The organism is Flavobacterium sp. FlaQc-47, from assembly GCF_044006475.1.
GTDB lineage: Bacteria > Bacteroidota > Bacteroidia > Flavobacteriales > Flavobacteriaceae > Flavobacterium.
The window spans coordinates 632,779-658,575 of the sequence record NZ_JBIPCQ010000003.1 but is presented as its reverse complement, the minus strand read 5'-3'; the positions used below and the strand labels follow the sequence as shown (position 1 = coordinate 658,575).

Below are 25,797 nucleotides of genomic sequence, written 5' to 3'. Positions count from 1 at the left end.
CTAAAAACCTAACCTCTTGTAATCCAAAACACTTAATTTTAAATTTTTGCAAAGGTAGTTAAAAAAGTGACTAAGTCGCTAAGTTTCTAAGTACCTAAGATTTTTATTATTTTTCCGGTTATTTCAGATATTTTTTTAGGAGCTGTTTCCTGCTATCCGCTTCAATCTTTTTTTCCGCTAAAGCTTCACAAAAGGATTTCCACTTCTATCAGGGCTAGGATTCAAGGTTTTAAGTATTATTTTTTAAAAATTACTTACACTTCTCGTAAATATATTGTGGTCTTGCACCCATTCTATACGAACTCAAATCACCTTTATTTGATAATTTCAAAGTAAATTCTTCCTTGTCTACTGAATTAAAAAACTTAATTTCCCTGATTTTGATTTTTCCTGAAATAATATGCACAGGACCAATTATATAATTGGTAAACGAAAAAGGCTTGTCTCCAAAATCAATATAGGTCAATTCTTTTTTATCAAAATCAACATATGAATTGTTGTCTGCGTCACAAAACCTCTTGGTATTTGATAAAAATTCTTCGACTTGTTCTTCTGTATTTATTGCTATAAATTCTTTTTCCTGATTAATGTATAAAACATCATCAACAGCATCCTGAGTAATTCCTACCAGATATTTGTTATTCTTATAGATACTAAAATACAAAGTCAAAACCGTTTTTTTGTCTGTTGACATTACATCGGCTCTGTAATTGCACATTTTTTCCAACTTCCTAAACGGCTTTTTATCTTCATTTGAAAGATCCGTGTAAGTATCTTCAAAATCATCAAGATTGAATTTATTTTGGTATTTCACATAATAAAAACCCGTCTTTTCAAATTCGCCATCGCCCAGATATTTAGGAAATTTTCCAAATTCTATATTATCATAGATTTTAAAATCAAACCATTCGATCCAGTCGTCAATTTTATTTGGGAAACTTAATATGGGATAATATCCATCTTTTACAAAAATTGCAATGCCGTTCTCTTTACTAATAAACGCATTAAGATCTGAAACTTTATGTGCATTGAATTTTTTTATAAATTCTTTCAAAAACAGTTTTGCCTCCTGATCAGAACATGCGGTTGTATCAATAATTACTGAATCTTTTTTCGCCATCAGTTCTGTCTTTTTCACCACAGATTTAGACTTAGATTCCGCGTCTGGATAAAAAAGACGTGAAATACTAATAACCGCTATCATTGCACAAAATATTGGAATGGCATGCTTTGTTGAAACCTGCATAAAATATATCTAGACGTTATGGAAAATTATTGGTTATAACCAAATCGTTTCAACATGTTTGCGTTGCTTCTCCAGTTTTTATTCACTTTGACAACTAGCTCAATGTGGATTTGTTTTCCGAAGAATTTCTCTAAATCAGCACGAGAATCTACGCCCACTTTTTTCAAAGCTGCACCTTTATGCCCAATAATGATTCCTTTTTGAGTTTCGCGTTCCACCATAATAATTGAACGGATTCTGATAATATTTTCGTCTTCAAAAAATTCCTCTGTAACGATTTCAACTGCATACGGAATCTCTTTGCTGTAGTTCAACAAGATTTTTTCACGAATAGTTTCGTTAACGAAAAAACGTTCCGGTTTGTCTGTTAATTGATCTTTTGGATAATAGGCTGGAGATTCCGGTAATAATTCAATGATTCTGCCGAAAACTTCCGGTACATTAAAATTCTGTAAAGCCGAGATTGGGAAAATTTCAGCATTTGGCACTTTTGCTGTCCAAAATGCTACTTGCTCCTCTAATTGCTCCTGATTTGAATTGTCGATTTTATTCAATAATAGTAAAACCGGAATTTTAGCGTGGATAATTTTATTAAAGAAAGCTTCATCTTTTAAGTCCTGTTCTCCTATTTCGACCATATAAACTAAGATATCAGCATCTTCAAAAGCCGATTTTACAAAGTTCATCATCGATTCCTGCATTTCATAAGCGGGTTTGATAATTCCGGGAGTATCCGATAATATAAGTTGAAAATCTTCGCCATTTACGATCCCCAGAATACGGTGACGAGTTGTTTGTGCTTTTGATGTAATAATTGATAATCTTTCTCCAACAAAGGCGTTCATCAATGTTGATTTTCCAACGTTTGGATTCCCGATGATGTTTACAAAACCTGCTTTATGTGACATTTGTGTATTATTTAATGTGCAAAGGTAGTCATATCAACTCAATACAGAAAATAAAACATTTTTTAAAGTTTTCGTTGGATTTCTAGAAAATCGGCGTATCTTTGCACCCGAAACATCGCGGGATAGAGCAGTAGGCAGCTCGTCGGGCTCATAACCCGAAGGTCACAGGTTCGAGTCCTGTTCCCGCTACTAAGACAAAAAGCTTCAGAGAAATCTGGAGCTTTTTTGTTTATATTTACTTTATAAAATAATCAGTATCATTTATATACTTTGATCGAGATTACTAGCGCGAAGTTAGGAGACATTAATAGCTTTTCAAAAGAACTCTGGAGAGCAAAAAATTAATAAACCAATACTTTGATTTCTTTTTAAATACTTTAAAAATCAAAAAAATGGGATATTGGCGTACTTTACATTTATTTGACGACAAGAAATTTTACAATGAGGTGGTTCCAGAACTTAAAGGAGAAACTGGTGATTTGACTCCATCGTGTCTGGAATTTTTAAAACATTACTCTATTGGAGGTATTTCTCATTTATCTAATGAAAAACTAAATAGTCTTGTTGAACAGAATATTCAAACAATTATTTCAATTTCGAACTCACTTGACGAAACTTTCAAAATTCACCATGAATTTCATAAAATTACTAATTATGATAATCAGAATCTTTTTCTAAACAGTTTAGAAGGTTATTATGAGTTCTGTAAATTTCTAGAATACTATTTATTTAAGACTTGTGCTGACTTCAATCCGCATTTAGGACTGGGTAAAGGTGGCGTATCCCGAAATTTTAATATCCATAGAAAAACACTTTCTTATAATATTATTGAAGAACTTGATGATTGGAATGATTTTTTATCTCAAGATAGAATGGGTATTACAAATTGGATAACAAATGAAGATATTCAACTTCTTTTTCTTGATAAAGAAAATTTACATTTTGAAGACAATGAACTGGCAAAAGCTTTTCTGAAATTGCTTGATGTTGCACATAAAAACAAACTTGGTTTTATTATGGGAGTAGATATGAGAGAAAGCGAATTGGAATTACTATCGAAAAACAAATTACTAGTTAACGATTTATATTCGCACAAACCGTAAATAAGTTATAATTAAAAACACACAAAGAATATAAGATTTTGCTTTTGTGATCTTTACGATATCTGAACGAAAATTATTACTACTGATAATAATTATTCTTTTTAAATCATCTATAAAATGGTTCGAAAATTGCTCTGTTAGGGCAACTAAAACAAAAAGCTTCAGAGAAATCTCGAGCTTTTTTGGTTATTATAATTGTACTCGATACACACTGCAGGTGCAGTCAGGAAAAATTTTGCACGGCGTCTCCTAATAACTCTTTAAAGAAATAAATAATAAAAGTGATTTTTAATCACAATCTCTTCTACTTTTGCCAAATGTTAGAAATTCTTTACCAGGACGAATATATTATCGCAATTAATAAACCCAGCGGATTGTTGGTTCATAAATCATTTTATGCGCGCGATGCAAAAGTGTATGCTATTCAGGAATTGAGAAATCAAATAGGGCAACACGTTTATCCCGTTCATCGGTTAGACCGCAAAACATCCGGCGTCTTGTTATTTGCATTGGATAAAGAAGTTTTGAAAATTATGAATGATCGTTTTGCTACACGCGAAGTCGAGAAAAAATATTTAGCAATTTTACGTGGCTGGTCACCCGAAGAACTAACCATTAATTATGATTTAACCAATGATGATGACATTACACAAAATGCAATAACATACTTTCATAGTTTGCAAAATGCCGAAGTCGAGTTAGAATTTAACAATAAACCAACGTCACGATATTGTTTAGTAGAAGCGATTCCTGAAACGGGACGTATGCATCAATTACGAAAACATTTCAAGCATATTTTTCATCCCATTTTAGGAAGTCGTCCGCATGGTTGTAACAAACAAAATAAATTATGGCTGGAGAATTATGAACTGAAAGGAATGATGCTTCATGCACATCAGTTAATTTTTGATCATCCAATAAAAAATGAACAACTAATCCTGAATGCAAAGATCAATGAAGAGTTTAGCAGAATAGGAACTATTCTTAATCTGGATTTGAGTAAGTATCAATAGAATAATAATTTACTACGGCTTTTTGTTTAGCCCTTTTATGGATTCTATTTATCAAGGAGCTTGATAATCGGTGTATTTTTAAAATTAAAAAACTTGATAACACAAGACATATCTATCTATTGTTTTTTATTTTATTACAACTCCTTTAGTGAAATTTTCACCTCCCCCATTGTAAAACTCAAGTTCTTCTTTTGAATTAATAATAAAATATTCTCCAAAATGACTTTTATCCTTATAATCATATCTAGTTGTACGGCCTATTTTTTTACTGGTCATTTGCTCACTTTTGCCTTTCGAATCACCAAGAAACGTCATTAAATAAACTTTATTTTTATTAAGATAGATAACATAATTCATTGATGTATATGCTTCTTCATGCCACTTACCTACAATTTTACCTTTTATTGTAGAAAGAACTTCTAATGAGTTTTCTTCTTCGGCAGTTGAACCAAGAACTTTTATTTCTAGTTCAGGATCAAAATGGCTTGTTGCCCATGAAATAGTTTCTCCATTTTTCATTCCGGGAAGTAAATAAAAAATATAAAATCTTCGTTGTTCAGGTTTAGATTTATAAAATTTGTCTGCTAGAGTTGCAATTTGGCCTACGCTGATTTTTCTACTCAGTTCTACAACGATTTGATTCTTTTCAAGAACGTCATCACTTTTATCTTCTATTACCTTATAAGTTAAGTCAGGAGGAAGTGATTCCATATGATAATTCTCAGCTGTATTAGCAGTTTTTATTATGTCCTTATTATTTTTAACACAAGAAACAAACAAAATTATTGCTATAACTAATAGTTTACTCTTTTTCATTTTTATTTTTTTTAGAATGTTTTTTATAATTATAATTTTCCAAAAACAAATAACGATAATCCTTTCAAATATTAAATACGGAAAACCATAAGAATATTATTATAAAGACAAATAACTTCCAAAAAATATTCAATAATAAAAATAGAAAAAAACCTACTTTATCTTTTTTCCTATCCAAAAACAACCATTTATTAATCAAATAAATACATCTTGATTAACCCAATTTATTCAGTATCGATAGTTTCAAAATTTAATAATTTCAAAAATAAGTCCTGAAAATTTTTTTGTGATTTTATTTGTGTGTTTAAAAATTATTTGCATTTTTGCACCCGCATTAGAAAAATGGCCCGTTCGTCTATCGGTTAGGACGCATGGTTTTCATCCATGTAAGAGCGGTTCGATTCCGCTACGGGCTACTAAAAAAGCTTCAGAGAAATCTGGAGCTTTTTTTTTATGGAAAAATAATCTTCAAAAGAGCCATACAACGCTTTTTATATATTTTACAATTTCGATTGACTTAAAAAATCATATAAAAAAGAAAGATATTTCTACGGTTTTTCCTCTGTAATAGTCTGAACACAAATGATACAATTAGTATTTTTTTTGAAAAATTTATCTATAAAACAACTATAATTCAATATGTTACAAATAAAAAACCGTATAAAATTAACTTCTACACATTAACGAATAATTAAATCACATGTTTTTCTTGATAACTGCGTTTATCTTAGTAAATGTTTTTATAAATTTGCGATCTCATATTAAAAGGCATTGTTTTGAATTCAAAATTGTGACTTTCATATAAATATCACATAAATTGATTTAAAGTCTTTACTCAAAAATTATATTATAACAATAATTAAATCCAATGTTTAAGAAAAACAAAACCCAAATTCTATTTTTCATTCTTTTAAATTTATTTTTTTCGATCAATTCATTTTCCCAAAAAAATCTTTATGCAGGAATTGAAATTGGACGCAGAGCAATAAAAACTTCAATTCTGGAGATCAATAATATCAAAAAGGCTGATTATAAAATTCTTTATTTCTCAAATGAAAGAATTAGTCTTGCTGACCATATTGCAGCTTCCGGCGAAGTTCCTCAAGATGATGTTAACAAAACAAGTAACATTATTGTGGATCAACTGAAGAAAATCAGAGAGGAATTTAAAGTTCCTGAAGCCAATATTTTTATAGTTGCTGCTCCTGTTTTCTCTTCTGCGCGTAATGTTGATGCTTTAAAAAATAAAATTACTACGCTTACTAATAAAAGTGTTGATGTAATTAACGTTGATGAAGAAGCTAAAATGCTAGTAAAAGGTGCAATTCCTCCTGTTGATTATTCTAACGCTCTTTTACTTGATATAGGCGCTCAAACCTCAAAAGGCGGATATATTGACGAACTTGAAGACAATAAATTAGAATTTATACCTATTGAACTTGATTTTGGAACTATGACAGTTACTGATGCAGTCAAAAAAACCGTTGTAAATCAAAGTCAGGTAAATGATATGTCTACTTACCAGGAAAAATCTTTTGATTTTAATATCGTGCTTCGCAAGAAGATAAAACAAATGCTTGACGCGAATCCGCTTATCTTAAAAAAGGAAAAAATATATTTATCCGGAGGAGCAGTTTGGGGATTTTCGACTTTATACTTTAATGAAAATGTTAAAGATCATTATATTTCTTTCACCTTAGAGGATGTTATCAATTACGATGCAGTACTAAAAAACAACTTCACAAAGTATAGCAACCTTGGTAAAACCGACAAAGAAGTAGCGAGAGTTTTAAGTACTTATGACCAAAAATACCTTATTTCGGCAAATAACATTCTGCTTAACTTATTAGAAAGTGTTCCTAATATAGAAACAAAGAAAATTTACTTTGTTAAGGACGGACAAGTAACATGGCTTATGTCGCACATTGCAGATCGTTCTAAAAAAGTAAATACTAATTTTTAAGTATTTGCTTCAACATAAAACAAAAAAAGCTTCAGAGAAATCTGGAGCTTTTTTGGTTATAAGAAAGCCTGGAATTAGTGTGATTAGGCATTAAATATTGGTAACTAATAGAAATCGCAATAGTGATCATTTTGTTGCGTACCTACGGCACGCCAACGTGTTTTCTAACCTATATTAACTACCAATATTTAGTGCCTAACGGCACATTTTGACTCTTAGTTTACATTAATTATAATTATCAAAAAATAGCTTAATTTAATGCGACTGATCGCTTGTGCCTCGTGAATGTAAATGGCAAAAAACGAAAAACTACTTGATAACGCTGAGAGATTCTGTATTGAGAATTTGATTGATTTCGCCCAAAAGTTCCAACTCGTTTATAGGAAACATTTCCAATACCATTTCTAAAATAAGAGAAACATTTATAGGATTTTTGTTTGTACTTGACCTTATATGTGCTTCATTATCCAGCGAAAAAATACACATTTTAAGCAAATTGCTAATTACACAGCCCAGTTCATAATAATTTACTGCCATAATTTGTCCCTTATAATCATCTGATTTATCATTATCCAATTTTAAAGTATTGAAATAAGGAGCGATTAATTTTCTAATATTCTCTAACTTTTTAGTTTCATTTATTTCCATAAGAATTTATCTTTTGTTTTTTGATTTATCTTCTTGGTTATCATAAAAGATAACCAACTTAGGCAAATATATAACAAAATTTGAATTATCATAAAAGATAATTTATTTTGGAACAAACACTACAACAAAAAGTCGGAAAACGAATTCAGGAAATTAGAGCTGAGAAAAATATTTCTCAACAGGATTTAGCTTCGAAATGCAATTTTGAAAAAAGTAATATGTCAAGATTGGAAAATGGTAATGCAAATGCGACACTTTCAACTTTAGAAAAAGTATGTAATGCATTGCAAGTAGATTATCTAGAATTGTTTAAGTTTTAAAAAGAATGAAAAAACTAAAAAGCCAATTACGTGGCTTTTATACCGCATAATTGGCTTTTTGATTTGAATAAAATATAATTTTATTTCACAATCTTTATTGTCTTAGCGACTTTTTCGTCTCCGTTTATTTTCAGAAAGTAAATTCCTTTTGATAAATTTTTACCTGATAAATCTAATTGTTCAGTAGTATATCCTTCGCTATAGTTTTTTATTTTTAACCAAATTAGAAACTAAAACTCCTTTTACATCGTATAAATCAACACTTAAAGTAGCTGATTCTTTTAATTGTAAACTTAAAGTTGGAGAATCATTTACAGGATTTGGACTAATATTGATTTCATTTGATGTTTTGGCAAAATCAATTGTTGATAATGCCAGTGCTGTATTATTTATTCTGGTTAAAATAAAACCGCCTTTATTTCCAGCCATCACAATTTTATTATCCGGCTGAACAAGCATCGTTTCAAAGTACTCGTGTCCTGATCCAAAATTAATTAAAAGATAACCTTTGTTACCAAACGAAGTATTTAAAACTCCACTCAAACTATAGGATTCTATGCCAAAATTATAATCGCTTGTTAACCCTACGCCATAACCTACAAGTAAATTATTGCTGTGATCGATTGCAATATCAGTCGCAAAACTGGCGATATTAGTACCAAAATCTTTTAAAATTTTACCTTTTACTCCAAATGAATTATCGGCAACACCATTTGCACTATATTTTGATATAAAAGCAGAATATTTAACTCCGTCATAGGAGGAACCGCCAATATAAATATCATTATTTTTTGAGATTACACATTTGTTCAATTGCGCAATTTGTCTAAAATCTTCTTCAATAAGTCCGGTTCCGTTTGGTCCAAAACTCTTAACAATTTCCCCATTTGTATTATATCTTGCTACGACACAATCAAGTCCAAAATTATTTCTTCCTACGGCTATAACATCTTCATTGCCTATAAATTTCATATCCAGTATTTCTCCTCTTGCAATATTAGGAGTAAATATAAATCCGTTAACGCCATAGGTTTGATCTAAACTTCCGTTTGTATTAAATCTGGCTAAGCCAAAAGTAGGAGATCCGGCATCACCTAAAGACTCAAATGCACCGCCAACAACCATTTTACCATCTGCCTGAATTAATAATGCGTTCACAAACTGCGAATATTCTACCGTTTCCACTTTTATTCCATCAGTATCAAAAGAGGTATCTAAGCTTCCGTTTTCATTATATCTCACAATCATGACATCGTAACCTCTGTTTTGCGATACAGTATAACAACTGCCCGCAACTACAATTTTACCATCTGGCTGCAAAGTCACACTTTGTGCATGAGAGCGGGTTTCAACCAAAGTTGTTGCATATCCGCCTGTACCAAAAGTGGTGTCTAAAGATCCGTTTGGTAAATATCTGGCAACTAAAAAAGCAGAACCGTCAGCATAAGAATTGCTACTACCCACTACTATAATCTTTCCGTCTGATTGTAAAACCGAATCATAAGCCAGATTGTTTCCCGGAACTCCGCCGCCAAATGTTGTTACTTTACCGCCAGTCCCGAATGTAGTATCCAATGTTCCTGCTTGGGAAAATGCTGTATTTGAAAATAATAATGCAAGCACGAATGTGCCAAAAATGAGTAAAGTTCTTTTCATTCAATAGTTTTTTAAGGTTTGATTTTAGGTAAAAATTGCAAATATTGACTCTTTGCGATGGCTAATTTAGTCCTATTATACTTATTATCCTAATTGATTTTGAAGCAAAAACGTTATAGATTTAGCATTCAATTTTAACCTTTTTTCCACAAAAAAATGCGCAATGATCTAAAGATCAAATACGCATTTAAAAAAAAACAATTAGCTCTTTGCAGAGCTAACCAATAATTATTTCAGAAAATAATCGGCATCGATTAATTTGTTTCCTGTATCATCATAAACGGCGTAATTAAAACCGTCCTGAACACAATATGAACCGTATTCTCCGGCTTTGTTCAAGGCAATAAATCCTACCTGAATATCTTTTAGATCTTTGTTTCTGCTTTTGGTAAGTTTCACAATTCTGGCAACGGCTTCTTCACAGGCTTTTTGAGGAGATTTTCCTTGTCGCATTAATTCAACAACTAGATGACAACCGGAAATCCTGATTACTTCTTCGCCGTGACCAGTTGCGGTTGCGGCTCCAATTTCATTATCGACATATAAACCGGCACCTATAATGGGCGAATCTCCTACTCGTCCGTGCATTTTAAACGCCATTCCGCTTGTGGTACAAGCCCCCGAAAGATTTCCGTTTGCGTCAAGGGCAATCATTCCAATTGTATCATGGTTTTCGATATTGGCAATTGGTTTGTATTTACTGTCTTTCAGCCATTCTTTCCATTCCTTTTCAGATTCCTCAAGCAATAAATTTTCCTTTTTAAAACCTTGTGATAAGGCAAATTGCAAAGCTCCATCGCCAACCAACATTACATGAGGTGTTTTTTCCATTACGGCTCTCGCAACTGATATGGGGTGTTTTATATATTCTAAACAGGCAACAGAACCTATATTGGCATTTTCATCCATAATACAAGCGTCTAACGTTACACGACCATCTCTATCCGGACGTCCGCCGTAACCCACGCTTCTTTCTTTAGGATCACCTTCGGGAATTTTAACTCCGGCTTCAACAGCGTCAAGAGCGGTTCCTTTATTTTTCAGGACTTCCCATGCGGCTTCGTTTGCCTGAATTCCAAATCGCCATGTTGAAAGAACTATTGGCTTTTTTACTTTTTTAGAATCGAATACTTTTTCTTCTTCTGAATTTGAATCATTTGAATTAAAGGATTGCAACGCCACAGCTACTGATGCTATTGCTGCCGTTTTTATAAAATTCCTGCGATTTGAATTTGTCATATTAAATATTTTTAAACCATAAAAGTTATTTTTAAACCATATAAGTTATATAAGATCATTTAAGCTGGCTGTTTATTATTACTTAAAAATTAAAACCAAGTTATAAAAAATTCTTTACATGAACTTATATAACTATATGGTGAAAAAATCTAAGCTGTATATAACAAACTTGTTGCTCCTAATAAAGCGGCAATTTCATTATCTGTAGAAATTGAAATACCTACATTGCTTCCTGATTCTTTTATTTTTTTGCTAAATGCCGGTAAAAAGAATTCGCTTGCGTTCGCAATTTTCCCTCCTATTATAAAACTATCCGCAGAAAATTTTTCTAACCACGGCATTACAATTTCGGCTAAATCTTCTCCCATTTCCTGGAATGCTTTTATTGCCAATTGATCTTCGGCTTTAGCCAAATTAAAAAGCTCCAGACAATTGTTTAATTTTTTTCCGCTTAAAGCGAAATATTTAGCTAAAAGCCCGCGCGCCGAAACATAATCTTCGGCAATTCCGTTTTTAAAAGGAATATTATAAATTTCTCCGTCTGTTGGGACTAATTCTCCTGATGAAATCGAAATTCCTTTGTCTATAAAACAAGCACCAAGTCCTGTGCCAAGTGTGATTGCCATTACTTTTTTAGAAAGATTACCGGAGTTTTTAAAAACTTCGCCTTTACCAAAACAAACCGCATCGTTTTCAAAAAGAATCGGGAAATCACTGGAAAGATTAAGTGTTCCCTGAAATAAATAGCGAACATTCAATCCATAAAAATGCTCGTATTTTGATTGGTCTTTTATCCAGCAAATTCCGTTTTCATAATCAAACGGTCCGGGCATACACGCTGCTAATCCTACTATATTTTTTGCTTTTGAATTTTCTATCGAAATACGAATTGCTTTTTCCCAAATTGTCATTACTTCTTCAACGGGCAAATTAGAATCAAATGATTCTTTATGCAACGAGAAATCAATCACTTTCATCTCTACAATATCTATAATCGCTGCGGTGATATGTGTTCCCCCAATATCCAATCCAACGGCATATTCTTTATTCATTCTAATTTTATTTTGGATTTGAAACCATTAACAGACTAAGTTTTTTTCACCATTAAAAAATTAAGTATTGTGCTTAATTTTTCTTAATCTCTTAATGGTAAAAATATTTTCTCTGAATGATAAATCTATTTTAGTTTTTTAAATGTTTTTGTCTTTTAAAATTTGAGGATAATGGATGCTGATATGAACGATCATTTCTCCAAAAAGTGTATTTGCCCACGCAAACCATTTTCTGGTAAATTTAGTTACATCATCTTTATGAAATGATTCGTGCATAAATCCTGTATCAGCATTTGTTTTGATCAAATTGCGAATACACGCTTTTATCTCTTTTTCGTCAACACTTGTAATCGCTCTTAAAACTATACTCATGGGCCAGATTGTATCGGTTCCCGTATGTGGTCCGCCGACTCCTTCACCGGCTTTTCCTTTGTAGAAAAATGGATTATTTTCTGAAAGCACCACTTTTCTGGTATTCAAATACAATTGATTATCCGGTTCAATGGCTCCTAAATAAGGCAATGACAATAACGAAGGAACATTAGCATCGTCCATCATATGAAAACTTCCATAACCGTTTACTTCAAAAGCAATAATTTTTCCGAATTTTGGATGTTCGATGATTCCGTTTTCTTCTAATCCTTTTTGAACCTGCCCTTGTAATTCTTTGGCTTTAGCTACTAAATTATCGTCTTTTAATGCAGGCAAAGAGAAAATTTCCTGAAGATATCCCAGTACTTCAATGGCAAACATATTACTCGGAATCAAATAGCCAAATAAGGTACTATCATCACTTGGTCTAAATGTCGAAACGATTAATCCGCAAGGTTTTACAGGATAACCATAACCTCCTAACGGTACGCCATCTGTAGCCCAAGCCGTAACTCGCTGGAAATTATATGGTCCTTTATCTGTCCAGCGTTGTTGTTCTTTGAAGGTCTGTAGAATTAAAAGCATGGCTTCTTTCCACTTGCTGTCAAACATGCTGATGTCTCCGGTTTCTTTCCAATAACCGTGTGCCAATCGTATTGGATAACACAAACTGTCAATTTCCCATTTGCGCTCGTGAATTCCCGGCTGCATTTTGGTCATATCGTTTTTCCACTCGCTTACTTGTGTGAAATCTTTGTAAAAAGCATTTGCGTAAGGATCTAATAAAATACATTTTGCCTGGCGATTGATTACTCCTTTTACCAGTTCTGCAAGTTTTTTATCTTCTTTTACAAACGGAATATATGGCCAGATCTGCGCTGTACTATCACGCAACCACATCGCATCAATATCTCCTGTAATTACATACGTATCCGGTTTTCCGTCGATGATTTCAAAATCTACCGTTGTGTCTAATGTGTTTGGGAAACAGTTTTCAAACAACCACGCCAATTCCGGATTTGCAATTTGTTTCTTGATTCTAACAATTGCTGCTTCAACGGCTTTACTTGTAAATTTTCTTTCGGCTAATGGTGGTCTTTTGGAAATAAAATCTTTTAAGGCAAAATTAAAAGTATCTGACTGCATGCTAAAAACATCGGTTTGAAGTGCTAATAATCCTGCTGAAAAAATTCCTGTGTTTTTTATAAATTTTCTACGTGACTGCATAGTATTATTTTGAAGTTGAATAAGAATATGGATACGAACTTGCCGTAGTTCCTCGTTGTACATTAGGTTTGCTGCTCATTTCAAAATTGAATTCTCCGCCTTTTAATACATCAAAATGGTTGATATAATTTTTAGTATGAGTAGCATTATTCCATTTTAAATCCTGAACATATTTCTTGTCTTCAGAATTATTTGGAGCATTGATCACTAATTTTTTTCCGTTTTCTAATTCCAGAGTTAGTTTCTTAAATAATGGTGCGCCAAGAACATATTCATCTGTTCCCGGGCAAACCGGATAAAATCCCATTGCCGAGAAAACATACCAGGCAGATGTTTGTCCGTTATCCTCGTCTCCGCAATATCCATCAGGCGTTGGTTTGTACAAACGGTTCATCACTTCTCTGGACCAATATTGGGTTTTCCAGGGTTCGCCTGCATAATTATACAAATAAATCATGTGCTGAATGGGCTGGTTTCCGTGTGCATATTGTCCCATATTCATGATTTGCATTTCGCGGATTTCATGAATTACTGATCCGTAATAACTATCATCAAAAACTGGCGGAGTGGTAAAAACAGCATCTAATTTAGCCGTGAATTTTTTCTCGCCGCCCATTAAATCAATTAAGCCATGAACGTCATGAAAAACACTCCAGCTGTAATGCCAGGCGTTTCCTTCGGTAAAAGCATCTCCCCATTTAAACGGATTGAAATTTTTCGGGAAACTTCCGTCTTTGTTTCTACCGCTCATTAAACCAATTTCAGGATTATAAAGATTTTTATAATTCATCATTCGTTTTTCGTATAAACTGATTTCTTTTTTAGGGCGGTTTAAGGCTTTCGCCAATTTCCAGATCGTGAAATCATCATAAGCATATTCTAATGTTCTTGCTGCATTTTCATTGATTTTCACATCATAAGGAACATATCCTAAAGTATTGTAATATTCTACTCCTTTTCGTCCTACGGCTTCAAGTGGACCTTCATTATTGGCTCCGTGCAATAACGCTTCGTACAATTTATTGATATCATAACCTCGTAAACCTTTGATATAGGCATCAGCGACTACAGATGCAGAATTATTTCCCACCATGACATTCCTGAATCCGGGACTTGACCATTCCGGCAGGAAACCGCCTTCTTTATAATCGTTGATTAATCCTTCCTGCATTTCTTTATTTATCGAAGGATAAACTAAATTTAACAAAGGATATAAAGCTCTAAAAGTATCCCAAAATCCTGTTCCTGCAAACATATAACCCGGCAATACTTTACCATTGTACGGACTGTAATGCACAATTTCGCCTTTTGCGTTTACTTCATATTGTTTTTGAGGGAAACAAGCGGTTCGGTATAAGCAGGAATAGAATGTTTTTAATTGTTCCTCTGTTCCGCCTTCGGCAGTTAATTTTCCTAACACTTTATTCCATTCTTTTTTTGATTCGGCTATGGTTTCATTAAATGAAGCTTTTCCTAATTCAGATGCTAAATTTAATTCGGCTTGTTCTGCGCTAATAAAGGAAGAGGAAACTTTTACGTTTACGATTTCTCCTTTTTTGGTTTTAAAACCAACAACTGCGCCTACATGATTGTCTTTTAATTCGAGTTTGTCTTTTTCAAGAACTTTGTCGTGCCATGTATAATTGGTTGCAAATGGTTTATCGAATTGCAATACAAAATAGTTTCTGAAATTTTCCGGAACTCCGCCACTATTGCGGGTTGTGTAACCAATAATTTTATTTTCTGAAGGAATAATTTTGATATACGAACCTTTATCAAAAGCATCAATTACTATAGAAGATTGCTCGTTTTCAGGAAAAGTAATCTGGAAATGCGCTGCTCTTTCGGTTGCTGTAATTTCTGTCGTTACATCATAATCAGCAAGATATACGCTGTAATAATACGGTTTAGAAACCTCTGCTTTATGGCTGAACCAACTTCCTCTTTCTTCTTCAATAAAACTTAATTTACCTGTTACCGGCATAATCGAAAACTGTCCGTAATCGTTCATCCACGGCGAAGGCTGATGCGTTTGCTTGAATCCTCTAATTTTTTCGGCAGTGTAAATATAAGCCCATCCATCTCCCATTTTACCGGTTTGAGGCGTCCAGAAATTCATTCCCCAAGGTCGGCAAATTGCCGGATAGGTATTTCCGTTAGAAAGACTATGCAAAGATTGTGTCCCCATTAATGGATTCACATATTCTACAGGATCTAAAGTTTTAACTTGTGCATTTACAAAAACGCAACATTGCATTATCCCTAAAAAAATTAAACTCTTTATTTTCATCTTGTGTGAATTGTATTTTGTAAAATGTGATCTGTATTTTATAACTAAAAACTGCGACCGAAAACTGAAAACTCCCTAAATCGGTCTGTCTTCTTTTTTTACTCCAAAAGTTGTCGACGGTTTACTTCCCATAAACAATTTTAATTCTCCTCCTTTTACAATCATATCATGTGTGATGAAGGATTTTGTATAAGGTTTTCCGTTATACTCTGCTTTTTGGATATAAATATTTGTTTTGCTATTATCAACTGCATTCAATGTAAATGAAACTCCTTCTTTATGATGAATTGTCGCTGTATTGACTAGCGGACTTCCTAAAACATAAATTCCGTTTGCCGGATTAACCGAATAAAATCCCATTGACGAGAAAACATACCAAGCCGACATTTGTCCTAAATCCTCATTTCCGCATAATCCGTCCGGTTTTGTCGAGTAGAATTTATCATCTATTTCACGGATTAATTTTGCGGTTTTCCAAGGTTGTCCTGCATAAGCATAAAGATACGGAATATGATGATTTGGTTCATTTCCTTGTGCATATTGCCCAATTAAACCACTAATATCCGGCGAAACTTCTTCCCCTTCGACTTTATCTGTGATTAAGAATAGTGAATCTAATTTGGCTAAAAATTTATCTTCGCTTCCAAATAATTCAATTAAACCATAAGGATCCTGAGGAACTAACCAAGTGTATTGCCACGCATTTCCCTCAACATAATCATCTTTACGATGCGCTGATGAAAGCGGATTAAATGGTGTTCTCCAATTTCCGTCAGTTAATTTTCCTCTCATGAAAGTGGTTTCCTTATCAAAATACAATTTGTACAAATTAGCTCTTTTGGTGAAATAATTATAATCATCTGTCTTCCCTAAAGATTTTGCCATTTGTGCCACACAATAATCGTCGATCGCATATTCTAATGCGTTACCAACAGATTCCAGCATTTTATCAGCAGGAATATATTCGAGTTTTTGAACATAATCCATTCCGTCGCGGGTTTGCATCGCTGTTTTTTTAATGGCTTCGTATGCTAATGCTGTATCATAATCTCTATAACCTTTCATGTAAGCATCTACAATTACGGCGATGGAGTGATTTCCGTTCATTGTATTGGTTTCGTTCCCCATTAAATGCCAAACCGGTAATCGCCCTTGTTGCTCGTAGATTGCTAAAAATGATTTAACAATATCATTGATTTTATCCGATTGTGTAATCGTGTATAAAGGATGTAAAGCGCGGTAGGTATCCCAAAGTGAAAAAGTGGTGTAGTTAGTAAAATTGGTTTTTTCGTATACTTTTTTATCGGTTCCTCTGTAATCTCCGTTTGCATCATTAAAAATTGATGGCGCAAACATGGTGTGATACATGGCAGTATAAAAAACTTTCATGGTTTTATCATCTGCTTTTATCTGAATTTTGTTCAGTTCTTTGTTCCATTTTGAAGTGGCATTTTTTACAACTCCCTCAAAATCCCAATTCGGAATCTCGGCTTTGATATTCGCAGCAGCATTTTCATAACTCACCGGAGAAATTCCCACTTTTACTAAAACTTGTTTGTTTTTTAAAGTTTTGAAATCCAAAACTGCTTTCATTTTTAATCCTTCGCCTTCATTCTCACTTACCGAAGTTTTATCGTCATAAATTGCGATATTTGAAATTGGCTCTGAAAATTCTATCGTAAAAAAGATGCGCTGATCAGCAGCCCAACCCGCAGAATATCGATACCCTGCAAGTGTAGTTTCGTTGATTTTTTTAATGAAGGTTTTTACGGGTTTGTCCCATCCTATTCCGTCAGCAAGATCTAATAAAACGTGATTATCTGTTGTAGTATTAAACGTGTATTTATGAAAACCGACTCTTTCGCTTGACGTTAGTTCTGCTTTAATTTTATATTTATCCAGTAAAACGCTGTAATATCCCGGTTTGCTTACTTCATTTTTATGTGAGAAGTAGGATCCGTAACCTGTTGTCATGTCTTCTTTTGTTCCTTTTGTAAGAGGTACTTTTCCTGATACAGGCAATAAAAGAATATCATTTAAGTCGCCAATTCCTGTTCCGCTTAAATGCGTGTGTGTGAATCCCAGAATTGTATTACTCGCATAGTTGTATCCGCTGCACCAATCCCAGCCTTCAAAAACATTTACGGGTCCTAGTTGTACTGCTCCAAAAGGTACATTTGCACCAACAAATACGTGTCCGTGTCCCGCAGATCCTATAAAAGGGTTTACGTATTGGGTGTAATCTAAATTGGTTTGTTTTGCTTTCTTTTCCTGTGAAATGGCAGGCAAATTAATTAGCATAATTATGACGAAAACAAGGTGCTTGTATTTTGTAATCATTGTTATTTATTTTTTATTTTACTTGTGTGATGGCACACGGATGACACGGGTTGAGCGGGTTTATGCGGATTTTTTTTAGTCTTTGAATATAAAAAATTAACCGCAAAGTTCGCAAGGATTTACGCAAAGGCCACAGAGTAGAGGCACTGCTGTGCGTCTCTACGAAACCTTTGTTTCTTTGTTCCTTTGAACCTTTGTACCTAAAAAAAACCTTAATACCTTTTCAAAACCTCATATAGAGAATAAACTTTCACTTCCGGTTTTAGAATTTTCCCTTCAAATGTTATTATTTTTTCTTCTCCGGCTTTTAGATCGAAATAATTGTCGCTCCACTTTCCGGTATATCCTTTTATGGAAACGTTTACATATTTAGCGAATTTTGACGCTTTCAAAATCAGTTTGTTTCCTTTTATTTCCCAAGTGATTTTTGGATCTTCTAATTTTAAATTAATCGGACGTGTTAAATCAATTTCAGGTTTAATATCATCGCGATACGCTTCTTTCATGGCGTACCACGCAGCTTTTGGCTGTCGGTCATAATAATCCGTTACGCTCCAGCTTGCTACGGGCCAGCAATCATTTAATTGCCAGACTAATGTTCCCATATTATAAGGCGCTTTTGAACGGTGAATTCCTATAATATTTTTAAGGGAATAATATTGTAAACATTGTGTGAGATACGTGTAATCCTCTACATTCATTTTCTTTATTTTGGTCGAATCAATGAAATATCGGTTAAGATACGAATCTAATTTCAGGAATCCTTTTCCGGCTTTTTGATGTGCCTGCAAAATATCCGAATATAAATAGCGGTCTTCCGGCAATGTAAATTTTTCGATTGAGGAATAGGTTGGCATTGCCTGCATTCCGTACTCACTCACAAAACGTCCTGTTTTTTCCTGAACCTTTTCTACATCTTCTAATCCCCACCAGGTCCCCCAATAATGGCTGTCTCCTTCGGTAATACTTTTTTCTCGCGACCAATGAAATAATGGTGATGAACTTACATATGGTCTTTTGGTATCTACTTCTTTTACCCATTTAGGAATTGAATCCTGAAACAAACGAACATAATCTTTCCATAATCTTGTAGAATCCTGCTTGGACATTTTCATGCTTTTTTGCCATCCCCAATCTTTAAAGGCTTCATCAATTTCATTATTTCCGCACCATAAAACAATGCTTTTATGATGGCGTAAACGTTTTACCTGATACTGAACTTCTTTTTTTACATTGTCAAAAAAAGCATCATCGCCCGGAACCATTGTTCCAGCAAACATAAAATCCTGCCAGATATAGATTCCGTTTTTATCGCATAAGTCATAAAAATAATCGTCTTCATAAATTCCTCCGCCCCAAACGCGAAGCATATTCATGTTGGCATCTTTTGCCATTCCAATTACTTTTTCATATTCTTTTTTTGTCACTCTGGATAAAAATGCATCTGACGGAATATAATTCGCGCCCTTCATATACACCGGTTTTCCATCTATTTTAAAATAGAATGTTTTACCCAGCTTATCAGGTTCTTGTACAAGTTCAATTTTGCGATCTAATACATACGGTTTCTCAGGCGTTTTTGTATCATACGCTTCTAATCGTGGTGTTTTCCAGATTCCGCAAGTGGTGAATTTTGGTCCCCAATCCCATCCAAAGTGATATTGCGCTTTACGTACATAAGCACGGGGATTGTCCGGAATTACAAACGGAAAATCTTTTTTGGCAAGGGAATCGACTACATTTTGTGCCGATTTAAAAACGATAACCAAATCATTGTTTCCTGATTTAATTAGTTTTTTAACATCAACCCGCCATTGACGAAACATATTATCGGCTTTTAAAACCAGTTGATTGTTGAGGTAAACGGTTGCATAAGTATCCAATCCGTCAAAAACTAATTCGGCATTTTTTTTATTTAACGTTGCCGGACTTACTTTAAAAGTGGTTTTATATTCCCAGTCTTTCTTTTCGATCCAAACCAGTTTTTTTTCATTATCTCTGTAAAATGGATCGGGTATTAATTTGTTATTCAGCAAATCTGTATGGATTTCTCCCGGAACTGTTGCCGGATACCATTTTGCAGTTTTGGTTTCCCGATATTCCCAGCCTTTTTGTATATCAATATTTTGAGCTTTTGCTACAAATGAAAAACTGGCAAGACAAACGCTCAAAAGCCAATAAATGTTTTTTGTATACTTCATTGAATAATAAATTATTATATTTTGTAAGCCGTTGCGTGTAATTATTTTCAACACATAGAAACATAGATCTTTAGCTAAAAAAGGCGTTTCACTTATTTATAATACACAAAGCTAGCTCTGTGAAGAAATATATTTTTTTTTGCGTTCTTTTTAAAGTTTAAAAATCTATGTTTCTATGTGTTTAATTGAACTTTTATTAGTTACACCCAACGGGTATATTTTTTATCGTTGGCAGGTTGAGAAGGAAATTGATTTTTATCTCTATTCCTTCTCTTTAGGTTTTTATTACAGCATAAAAGTAACTAACAAAATATCCGAAAATCATTTCCCTTTTTACAGCTGCCAAGCTTTAATTAATTATTAATTGTTGATTATAAATTGTTAATTCTTCTTTTAGACTTGAAAAATTAAAAGCAATCAATCATTTTATGTTCTTTCGGAAAAAAAATCCATTTTTTTCAGCAAAAGCAATTTATCTTTTGCGAAAAAAAGGGGTTTAAAACAGCTGAACATTTTTTTGATGAACTTCTAATTTAATGAAAATCAAAAATAGAAAATAAGCCGGGTGACAGGTATCGCACCCGACTTATTTAAAACTAACCTAACCAAATTAATTATTGTTTATCCCACCAAATTCTGGTTGTCATTAAATCCAACCCCTGACGTGATATTGCTTCTTTATAATTAGCAGCATTTGTTATTAACTCTGACTGATCATAAATTAATCTTCTTGGTACAGTTCCTTTTGTTTCTCCCGTAGGATCATTTACTGGAACGATCGCCGGATATCCGGTTCTTCTGTATTCTGAAAATGCTTCAAAACCGTTGAACAGTAATACAACCCATTTTTGAGTAATAATCTGCTCTATTTTTTCAGCTTCGGTTCCGGCAACTTTAAACGGATGAGCCGCAATATAAGCGTTGTACTCAGCAGTTGAAACGGCAGGGACTTTATCTCCAAAAATAGTCAGGATGTCCATTGCTGCTTTTACTCCGCCTTCATAATGTGTCTGAGCTGTTCCGCCTACGTTCCATCCTTTTACTGCTGCTTCTGCCAATATAAATTTTACCTCAGCATAAGACATGATTAAAGTTGGTGCATCTAAGCGTAATACTGTTGAGGTATTAGGATCTGAGAATAATTTTTTGTCTCCACCCGCAAATTCTTTCGCATCGTTTGCTAAACCTTGCTGGCTTGCCGGAGAATTATCTCCCGTTGCTTCTAATTTTGCATAGATTCTTAAACGTGGATCATTATTATTTTTCAGGAAATCAATGTATGTTTTACTGAATTTTACATTTCCATCTCCTCCATTCAAGTCATTTCTAACCCATGAAGACGTGATTGGGTTTGTTTTAACTCCCGCCGGACCTGCATCATGTTTTAAAACAAGGCTATCATCATTTGATGTAAAAACACCTTTGGAAACTGCTTTTTCAACATATTGCTGTGCTTTTGCAGGGTTTACCTTTGACAAACGCATTGCCACTCTTAACATTAATGAGTTGGCTAGTTTTTTCCATTTAGCAACATCACTTTGGTAATATAAATCAGCGTTGCCTACAAATGCTTTGTTTGCATCAAGAGCATCACCGGCTTCGTCTAATTCTTTTAAAAGGTCGTTGTAAATCGCCTCTTGTGTGTCATATTTTGGAGCAAAAACATTTCCATTATATCCTTTTCCTGCTTCAAAATAAGGAATTTCACCATAAGTATCTGTCAGTTTTTGAAACATGAATACTTTCATAATTCTAAGAGACTGAATCATATTTGAATTTTCAGGCGTATCTTTTACAACAGACAGTAATTGAAAAATCTGATTCAATCCTTTACCGTATGATTCTCCAAAAAGTGAACCTGAATATTCAGATGAATAGGTGTATTTTGAACCCGGACCTCCTAATGACGAGAATTGTTGCACGATTTGGGCCGCGTAATAATTATTTCCTCTTGTATTAGAAAAATCTTGTCCATCAACATAAATCTCCGCAAGTGTATACATTGATTTTACAGCCGGATCTGTCAAAGCATTTGGATTCGTATTCATTTCCTCGAATCCTTTATCGCATGAAGTTAATGTCATTGCACCAACAATTGCGATACAGAATATTTTTATAAATTTATTTTTCATCTTTCAATTATTAAAATTTGACATTAAGAGTTACACCATAATTTCTTGTCAAAGGCATTGAAGCTCTTTCAAGACCTTGTGCATTACTATTTGAATAGTTTGACTCTGGGTCAATGTTGGGCACTTTGTCATAAATTGTCCATAAATTATGAGCAGAAAATGCTAAACTAATTGCCTGAAACGGAGTTTTTGACAAATATGTTTTTGGAAAATTATAGCTAAAAGAAATTGCTCTTAATTTTACAAAATCAGCATCGTATACAAAATTTGATGTCACATCACTGTAACTTCTCCAGTAATCGTATGCAGAAACTGTTGTGTTTACAGGATTTCCGTTACTATCTTTTCCGCTTACGGCAACTCCTCCTTCACGACCCGGAAGTGTTTGCTCAGATAATCCGTAACGTGTTCCTAACTGGTTTGTAGCCGAATAGATTTCTCCTCCAAATTTAGCATCCACAAAAATTGAAAGTGTGAAATTTTTATAAGAGAAATCATTTGAAAGTCCCATTGAAGTGGGTGCAACACCTTGTCCTGCAATAATTAAATCACCTCTCATGAATTTCCCGTTTGTATCTAATACTACATTTCCTTGTGCATCTCTTAAATAATCATAGGCTTTGATTACTCCAAAAGGCTGTCCTTTTTCTAAAACCACAGAAGCTCTCGCATCTCTGTTTCCTTCTAATGATTTTGTTGTGATTTTATCCGAAAGATTAAGCACTTCACTATTATTATAAGCAAAATTATATCCTACATTCCAAGAGAAATTTGGCGTTTTGATTGCTTTTACATTTACTGCAAATTCAACCCCTTTGTTCATGATTTCACCTACATTGATTTTTGTAGTTCTGTAACCAGAAGCCTGAGAAATATCAGCATCCGTAATATCATTTGTTGTTTTCTTTTGATAGAAAGTCAAATCTGTACTTACTCTGTTATTGAAGAATGTGTTTTCGAAACCAAATTCAATTGTACTTACATTATATGGTTTTAAAGTTCTGTTAGGAACTGTTTCTCCATTAACACCTAAAATTGGCTGTCCCTGAGCATCAGTTTGTCCGTCTGGCGCAGTATAAGTCAATGCTAAAGCGTAAGCATCCGGCAAAGCGCCTCCTACATTACCCCAACCTGCTCTTAACTTACCGTAAGACATCCATTCAGGTAAACTAATTACTTCTGAGTAAATAAAACTTGTACTTACAGATGGGTAAAAAGTGCTGTTGCTTGATGGATCTAAAGTAGAGAACCAATCCTCACGTCCTGTTAAACTAACATATAAGAAATCTTTGTAACCTAAATCAGCAGAATAAAAAAGAGAGTTTACTTCACTTTCTGAAAACAATTTCTCTGTTTTGTCCGGTTGTGTATTTCCATAGAAATATTTGAACGGAACAATAAAATTATTTCCTTTCATTTTTATACCGCTGTATCTGTTGTGTTGACGGTTAGCTCCAACGAAAGCATCTAAAGAAAGGTCTTTTGCAATATCACCTTTGTATCCTAAATATCCCGAAGCATTATATTCTGAACGGCTTTCTACTCTGTTTTCATAAGATCCTCCAGGATTGTAGTTGATTCCTGTAGGCTCAATTTCAGTATACTCATAATTAAGATCATCAATACCAATAACCCCTTTTGCGTAAATTTTATCTGTAATGTTGTAATTTACTTTAGCAGAACCAATAAAACGTTTTCTAAGGTCATCATTCAAATCTTGCTGAGTTGCAAAATAGGGATTTGTCTGATAGGTGTTTGCACCAAAATAATCTGCTTCACCTCCATTTTCATCATAAGCGTTATTCAACAATCTAATGTCTGTTCCCGGAGTTAAAAAAGTAGTTGGGAAAGATGCATTTCTTGGAGAGTCATTCAAGTAAGGTCTGTTATGACTTTTTTCTGTAACATATTGAGCATTTGTTTCTACGCTAATTTTTTTGTTTACAGCCGAATTCAAACTTAAAGCAATGTTATTTCTGCCAAAGTTGGTTCCCGGTAAAATAGATTCATCTTTAGTGTTTCCGAAAGACAATCTGAAGTTAGTTGTTTCATTTCCACCAGAAATTGCTAAAGTATTACTATAAGAATATCCTGTTCTGTAAAAGTTTTTAACGTTATCTTTTCCATAAGCCTGATAAGGTTTTGTAGTTCCGTCAAGCGCAAGAGAAGGTGTTCCGTCGTATTTATCACCCCATGCAAAATAGTACGAATCTCTAAGTTCCTGTAAATCTGAAAATCTTGTAGCTACACCATCTACAGGCGCTCCCGCTCCATATTGATCTTGCCAGTGTAAAAGACTTACAGGCGTATTAAAGGTAGAATTTGTGCTAAAATCTACTCCAATTCCTGTTCCGCTTTTTCCTTTTTTAGTCGTGATTAAAATAACACCATTTGATCCTCTGTACCCGTAAAGAGCCGAAGCAGCACTACCTTTTAATACTGACATCGAAGCAATATCATCCGGATTGAAAGACGACATTCCGTCTCCTTTATCAGCTCCACCATACATTCCTGCATTTCCTTGCTGGCTATTATCAATTGGGATACCATCAACAACATACAAAGGCTGGTTAAGTCCTGAAGCCGATGTTGCTCCACGAATTACAACACGGCTTGAACCAGATGGTCCTGAAACCGGCGCAGAAACGTTAACTCCGGCAATTTTTCCCTGAAGGGCATTTCCTAAGTTGATTTCCTTGTTTTTTGTCAGTTCTTCCCCTTTTAATTCACCAACTGCGTATCCTAAACTTTTCTTTTGTTTTTTAACTCCAAATGAAGTTACTACAACATCTTTTAATTCCTGTGTGTTTTCGATTAATACAACCGAAACTCTGTTTTCATTTTCCTGAAGTACTACTTGTTTTGATCCAAAACCCATTGAAGACACATTTAATGTCACTTTTCCTTCCGGAACATTCATTTTAAATCGGCCTTCAGCGTCTGTAATTGCGCTAAATGGTTTTCCCTGAACCTCAATCGATGCAGCAATAATTCCCTTATTCTCTGCATCAGCCACTATGCCTGTTATCAATCGGTTTTGCGCCACAGCTCCTAAGCTGCTCAACAACACCATTCCTAACACTGCCAATATTCGTTTCATAAGCATTTTTTTTTGGTTATTTGTTTTGATTTTGTTTAACGTGATTGTTTTTAATAATTAATAAAATTCGAGCTCATTCAATAGGTATTCAGAGATCTCCACCTCCTAAATACTATGGTTTAATAGTCATGTATTCAATCTTTTAATTCAAGAAATCGATATAGTGAACAG

The 25,797-nt window shown here is 33.8% G+C and carries 18 protein-coding genes and 2 tRNA genes; 6 read left to right on the top strand and 14 right to left on the bottom strand.

Annotated features, from left to right (window positions below; genetic code table 11):
• Window positions 1–250: 250 nt before the first annotated feature.
• Together ACHRVX_RS12445 and era are read right to left on the bottom strand one after the other, a co-directional pair.
• Window positions 251–1,120: a hypothetical protein gene (locus ACHRVX_RS12445; RefSeq protein ID WP_395332626.1), complete on the bottom strand. Its 870-nt coding sequence runs from the start codon at window positions 1,118–1,120 to the stop codon at window positions 251–253.
• A gap of 152 nt (window positions 1,121–1,272) precedes the next feature.
• Entirely contained in the window at window positions 1,273–2,154 is an 882-nt protein-coding gene (gene era / locus ACHRVX_RS12440) for a GTPase Era (RefSeq protein WP_395332624.1), read from the bottom strand.
• A gap of 116 nt (window positions 2,155–2,270) precedes the next feature.
• On the opposite strand from era, the gene ACHRVX_RS12435 reads away from it, so the two are divergent.
• From ACHRVX_RS12435 to ACHRVX_RS12425, 3 genes are all read left to right on the top strand, one after another.
• Window positions 2,271–2,343: transfer RNA gene (locus ACHRVX_RS12435), tRNA-Met, on the top strand.
• Between the two features lie 203 nt (window positions 2,344–2,546).
• The gene (locus tag ACHRVX_RS12430) at window positions 2,547–3,257 is read left to right on the top strand and encodes a hypothetical protein (RefSeq protein ID WP_395332622.1); all 711 of its coding nucleotides are present in this window, start codon (window positions 2,547–2,549) and stop codon (window positions 3,255–3,257) included.
• A gap of 317 nt (window positions 3,258–3,574) precedes the next feature.
• Window positions 3,575–4,270, top strand: coding sequence for a pseudouridine synthase (locus tag ACHRVX_RS12425; protein ID WP_395332620.1), 696 nt, complete (start codon window positions 3,575–3,577; stop codon window positions 4,268–4,270).
• 126 nt (window positions 4,271–4,396) lie between these two features.
• Here ACHRVX_RS12425 and ACHRVX_RS12420 read toward each other — a convergent pair whose 3' ends face one another.
• Window positions 4,397–5,086 carry a hypothetical protein gene (locus tag ACHRVX_RS12420; RefSeq protein WP_395332618.1) on the bottom strand — a complete coding sequence of 230 codons (690 nt, stop codon included), beginning with the start codon at window positions 5,084–5,086 and terminating at the stop codon, window positions 4,397–4,399.
• 344 nt (window positions 5,087–5,430) lie between these two features.
• Between ACHRVX_RS12420 and ACHRVX_RS12415 the strand changes: the two genes are divergently transcribed.
• Both ACHRVX_RS12415 and ACHRVX_RS12410 read left to right on the top strand, forming a co-directional pair.
• Window positions 5,431–5,502 (top strand) — tRNA-Glu (locus ACHRVX_RS12415).
• A gap of 452 nt (window positions 5,503–5,954) precedes the next feature.
• Window positions 5,955–7,049: an exopolyphosphatase gene (locus ACHRVX_RS12410; RefSeq protein ID WP_395332616.1), complete on the top strand. Its 1,095-nt coding sequence runs from the start codon at window positions 5,955–5,957 to the stop codon at window positions 7,047–7,049.
• Between the two features lie 309 nt (window positions 7,050–7,358).
• Here ACHRVX_RS12410 and ACHRVX_RS12405 read toward each other — a convergent pair whose 3' ends face one another.
• Complete coding sequence (locus tag ACHRVX_RS12405; protein ID WP_395332614.1) at window positions 7,359–7,697, bottom strand: hypothetical protein; 339 nt, start codon at window positions 7,695–7,697, stop codon at window positions 7,359–7,361.
• 107 nt (window positions 7,698–7,804) lie between these two features.
• On the opposite strand from ACHRVX_RS12405, the gene ACHRVX_RS12400 reads away from it, so the two are divergent.
• Window positions 7,805–8,017 carry a helix-turn-helix domain-containing protein gene (locus ACHRVX_RS12400; RefSeq protein ID WP_395332612.1) on the top strand — a complete coding sequence of 71 codons (213 nt, stop codon included), beginning with the start codon at window positions 7,805–7,807 and terminating at the stop codon, window positions 8,015–8,017.
• Between the two features lie 80 nt (window positions 8,018–8,097).
• On the opposite strand, the gene ACHRVX_RS12395 is transcribed toward ACHRVX_RS12400, so the two are convergent.
• From ACHRVX_RS12395 to ACHRVX_RS12350, 10 genes are all read right to left on the bottom strand, one after another.
• Complete coding sequence (locus tag ACHRVX_RS12395) at window positions 8,098–8,229, bottom strand: T9SS type A sorting domain-containing protein (RefSeq protein WP_395332900.1); 132 nt, start codon at window positions 8,227–8,229, stop codon at window positions 8,098–8,100.
• A complete protein-coding gene (locus tag ACHRVX_RS12390; RefSeq protein ID WP_395332610.1) occupies window positions 8,216–9,673 on the bottom strand; it encodes a hypothetical protein in 1,458 nt (485 codons plus the stop codon). Before ACHRVX_RS12390 ends, ACHRVX_RS12395 begins: the two co-directional genes overlap by 14 nt.
• Before the next feature lie 228 nt (window positions 9,674–9,901).
• A complete protein-coding gene (locus tag ACHRVX_RS12385; RefSeq protein WP_395332608.1) occupies window positions 9,902–10,912 on the bottom strand; it encodes an isoaspartyl peptidase/L-asparaginase family protein in 1,011 nt (336 codons plus the stop codon).
• 149 nt (window positions 10,913–11,061) lie between these two features.
• Window positions 11,062–11,964 carry an ROK family protein gene (locus ACHRVX_RS12380; RefSeq protein ID WP_395332606.1) on the bottom strand — a complete coding sequence of 301 codons (903 nt, stop codon included), beginning with the start codon at window positions 11,962–11,964 and terminating at the stop codon, window positions 11,062–11,064.
• A gap of 138 nt (window positions 11,965–12,102) precedes the next feature.
• Window positions 12,103–13,563 carry a glycoside hydrolase family 125 protein gene (locus ACHRVX_RS12375; RefSeq protein WP_395332604.1) on the bottom strand — a complete coding sequence of 487 codons (1,461 nt, stop codon included), beginning with the start codon at window positions 13,561–13,563 and terminating at the stop codon, window positions 12,103–12,105.
• A 4-nt stretch (window positions 13,564–13,567) separates the two neighbouring features.
• Window positions 13,568–15,853, bottom strand: coding sequence for a GH92 family glycosyl hydrolase (locus ACHRVX_RS12370; RefSeq protein ID WP_395332602.1), 2,286 nt, complete (start codon window positions 15,851–15,853; stop codon window positions 13,568–13,570).
• 75 nt (window positions 15,854–15,928) lie between these two features.
• A complete protein-coding gene (locus ACHRVX_RS12365; RefSeq protein ID WP_395332600.1) occupies window positions 15,929–18,193 on the bottom strand; it encodes a GH92 family glycosyl hydrolase in 2,265 nt (754 codons plus the stop codon).
• Window positions 18,194–18,405: 212 nt separating this feature from the next.
• Window positions 18,406–20,394 carry a glycosyl hydrolase 2 galactose-binding domain-containing protein gene (locus ACHRVX_RS12360; protein WP_395332598.1) on the bottom strand — a complete coding sequence of 663 codons (1,989 nt, stop codon included), beginning with the start codon at window positions 20,392–20,394 and terminating at the stop codon, window positions 18,406–18,408.
• Window positions 20,395–21,008: 614 nt separating this feature from the next.
• Entirely contained in the window at window positions 21,009–22,526 is a 1,518-nt protein-coding gene (locus tag ACHRVX_RS12355) for a SusD/RagB family nutrient-binding outer membrane lipoprotein (RefSeq protein ID WP_395332596.1), read from the bottom strand.
• Between the two features lie 10 nt (window positions 22,527–22,536).
• Entirely contained in the window at window positions 22,537–25,626 is a 3,090-nt protein-coding gene (locus ACHRVX_RS12350) for a SusC/RagA family TonB-linked outer membrane protein (protein ID WP_395332594.1), read from the bottom strand.
• Between the last annotated feature and the right edge of the window lie 171 nt (window positions 25,627–25,797).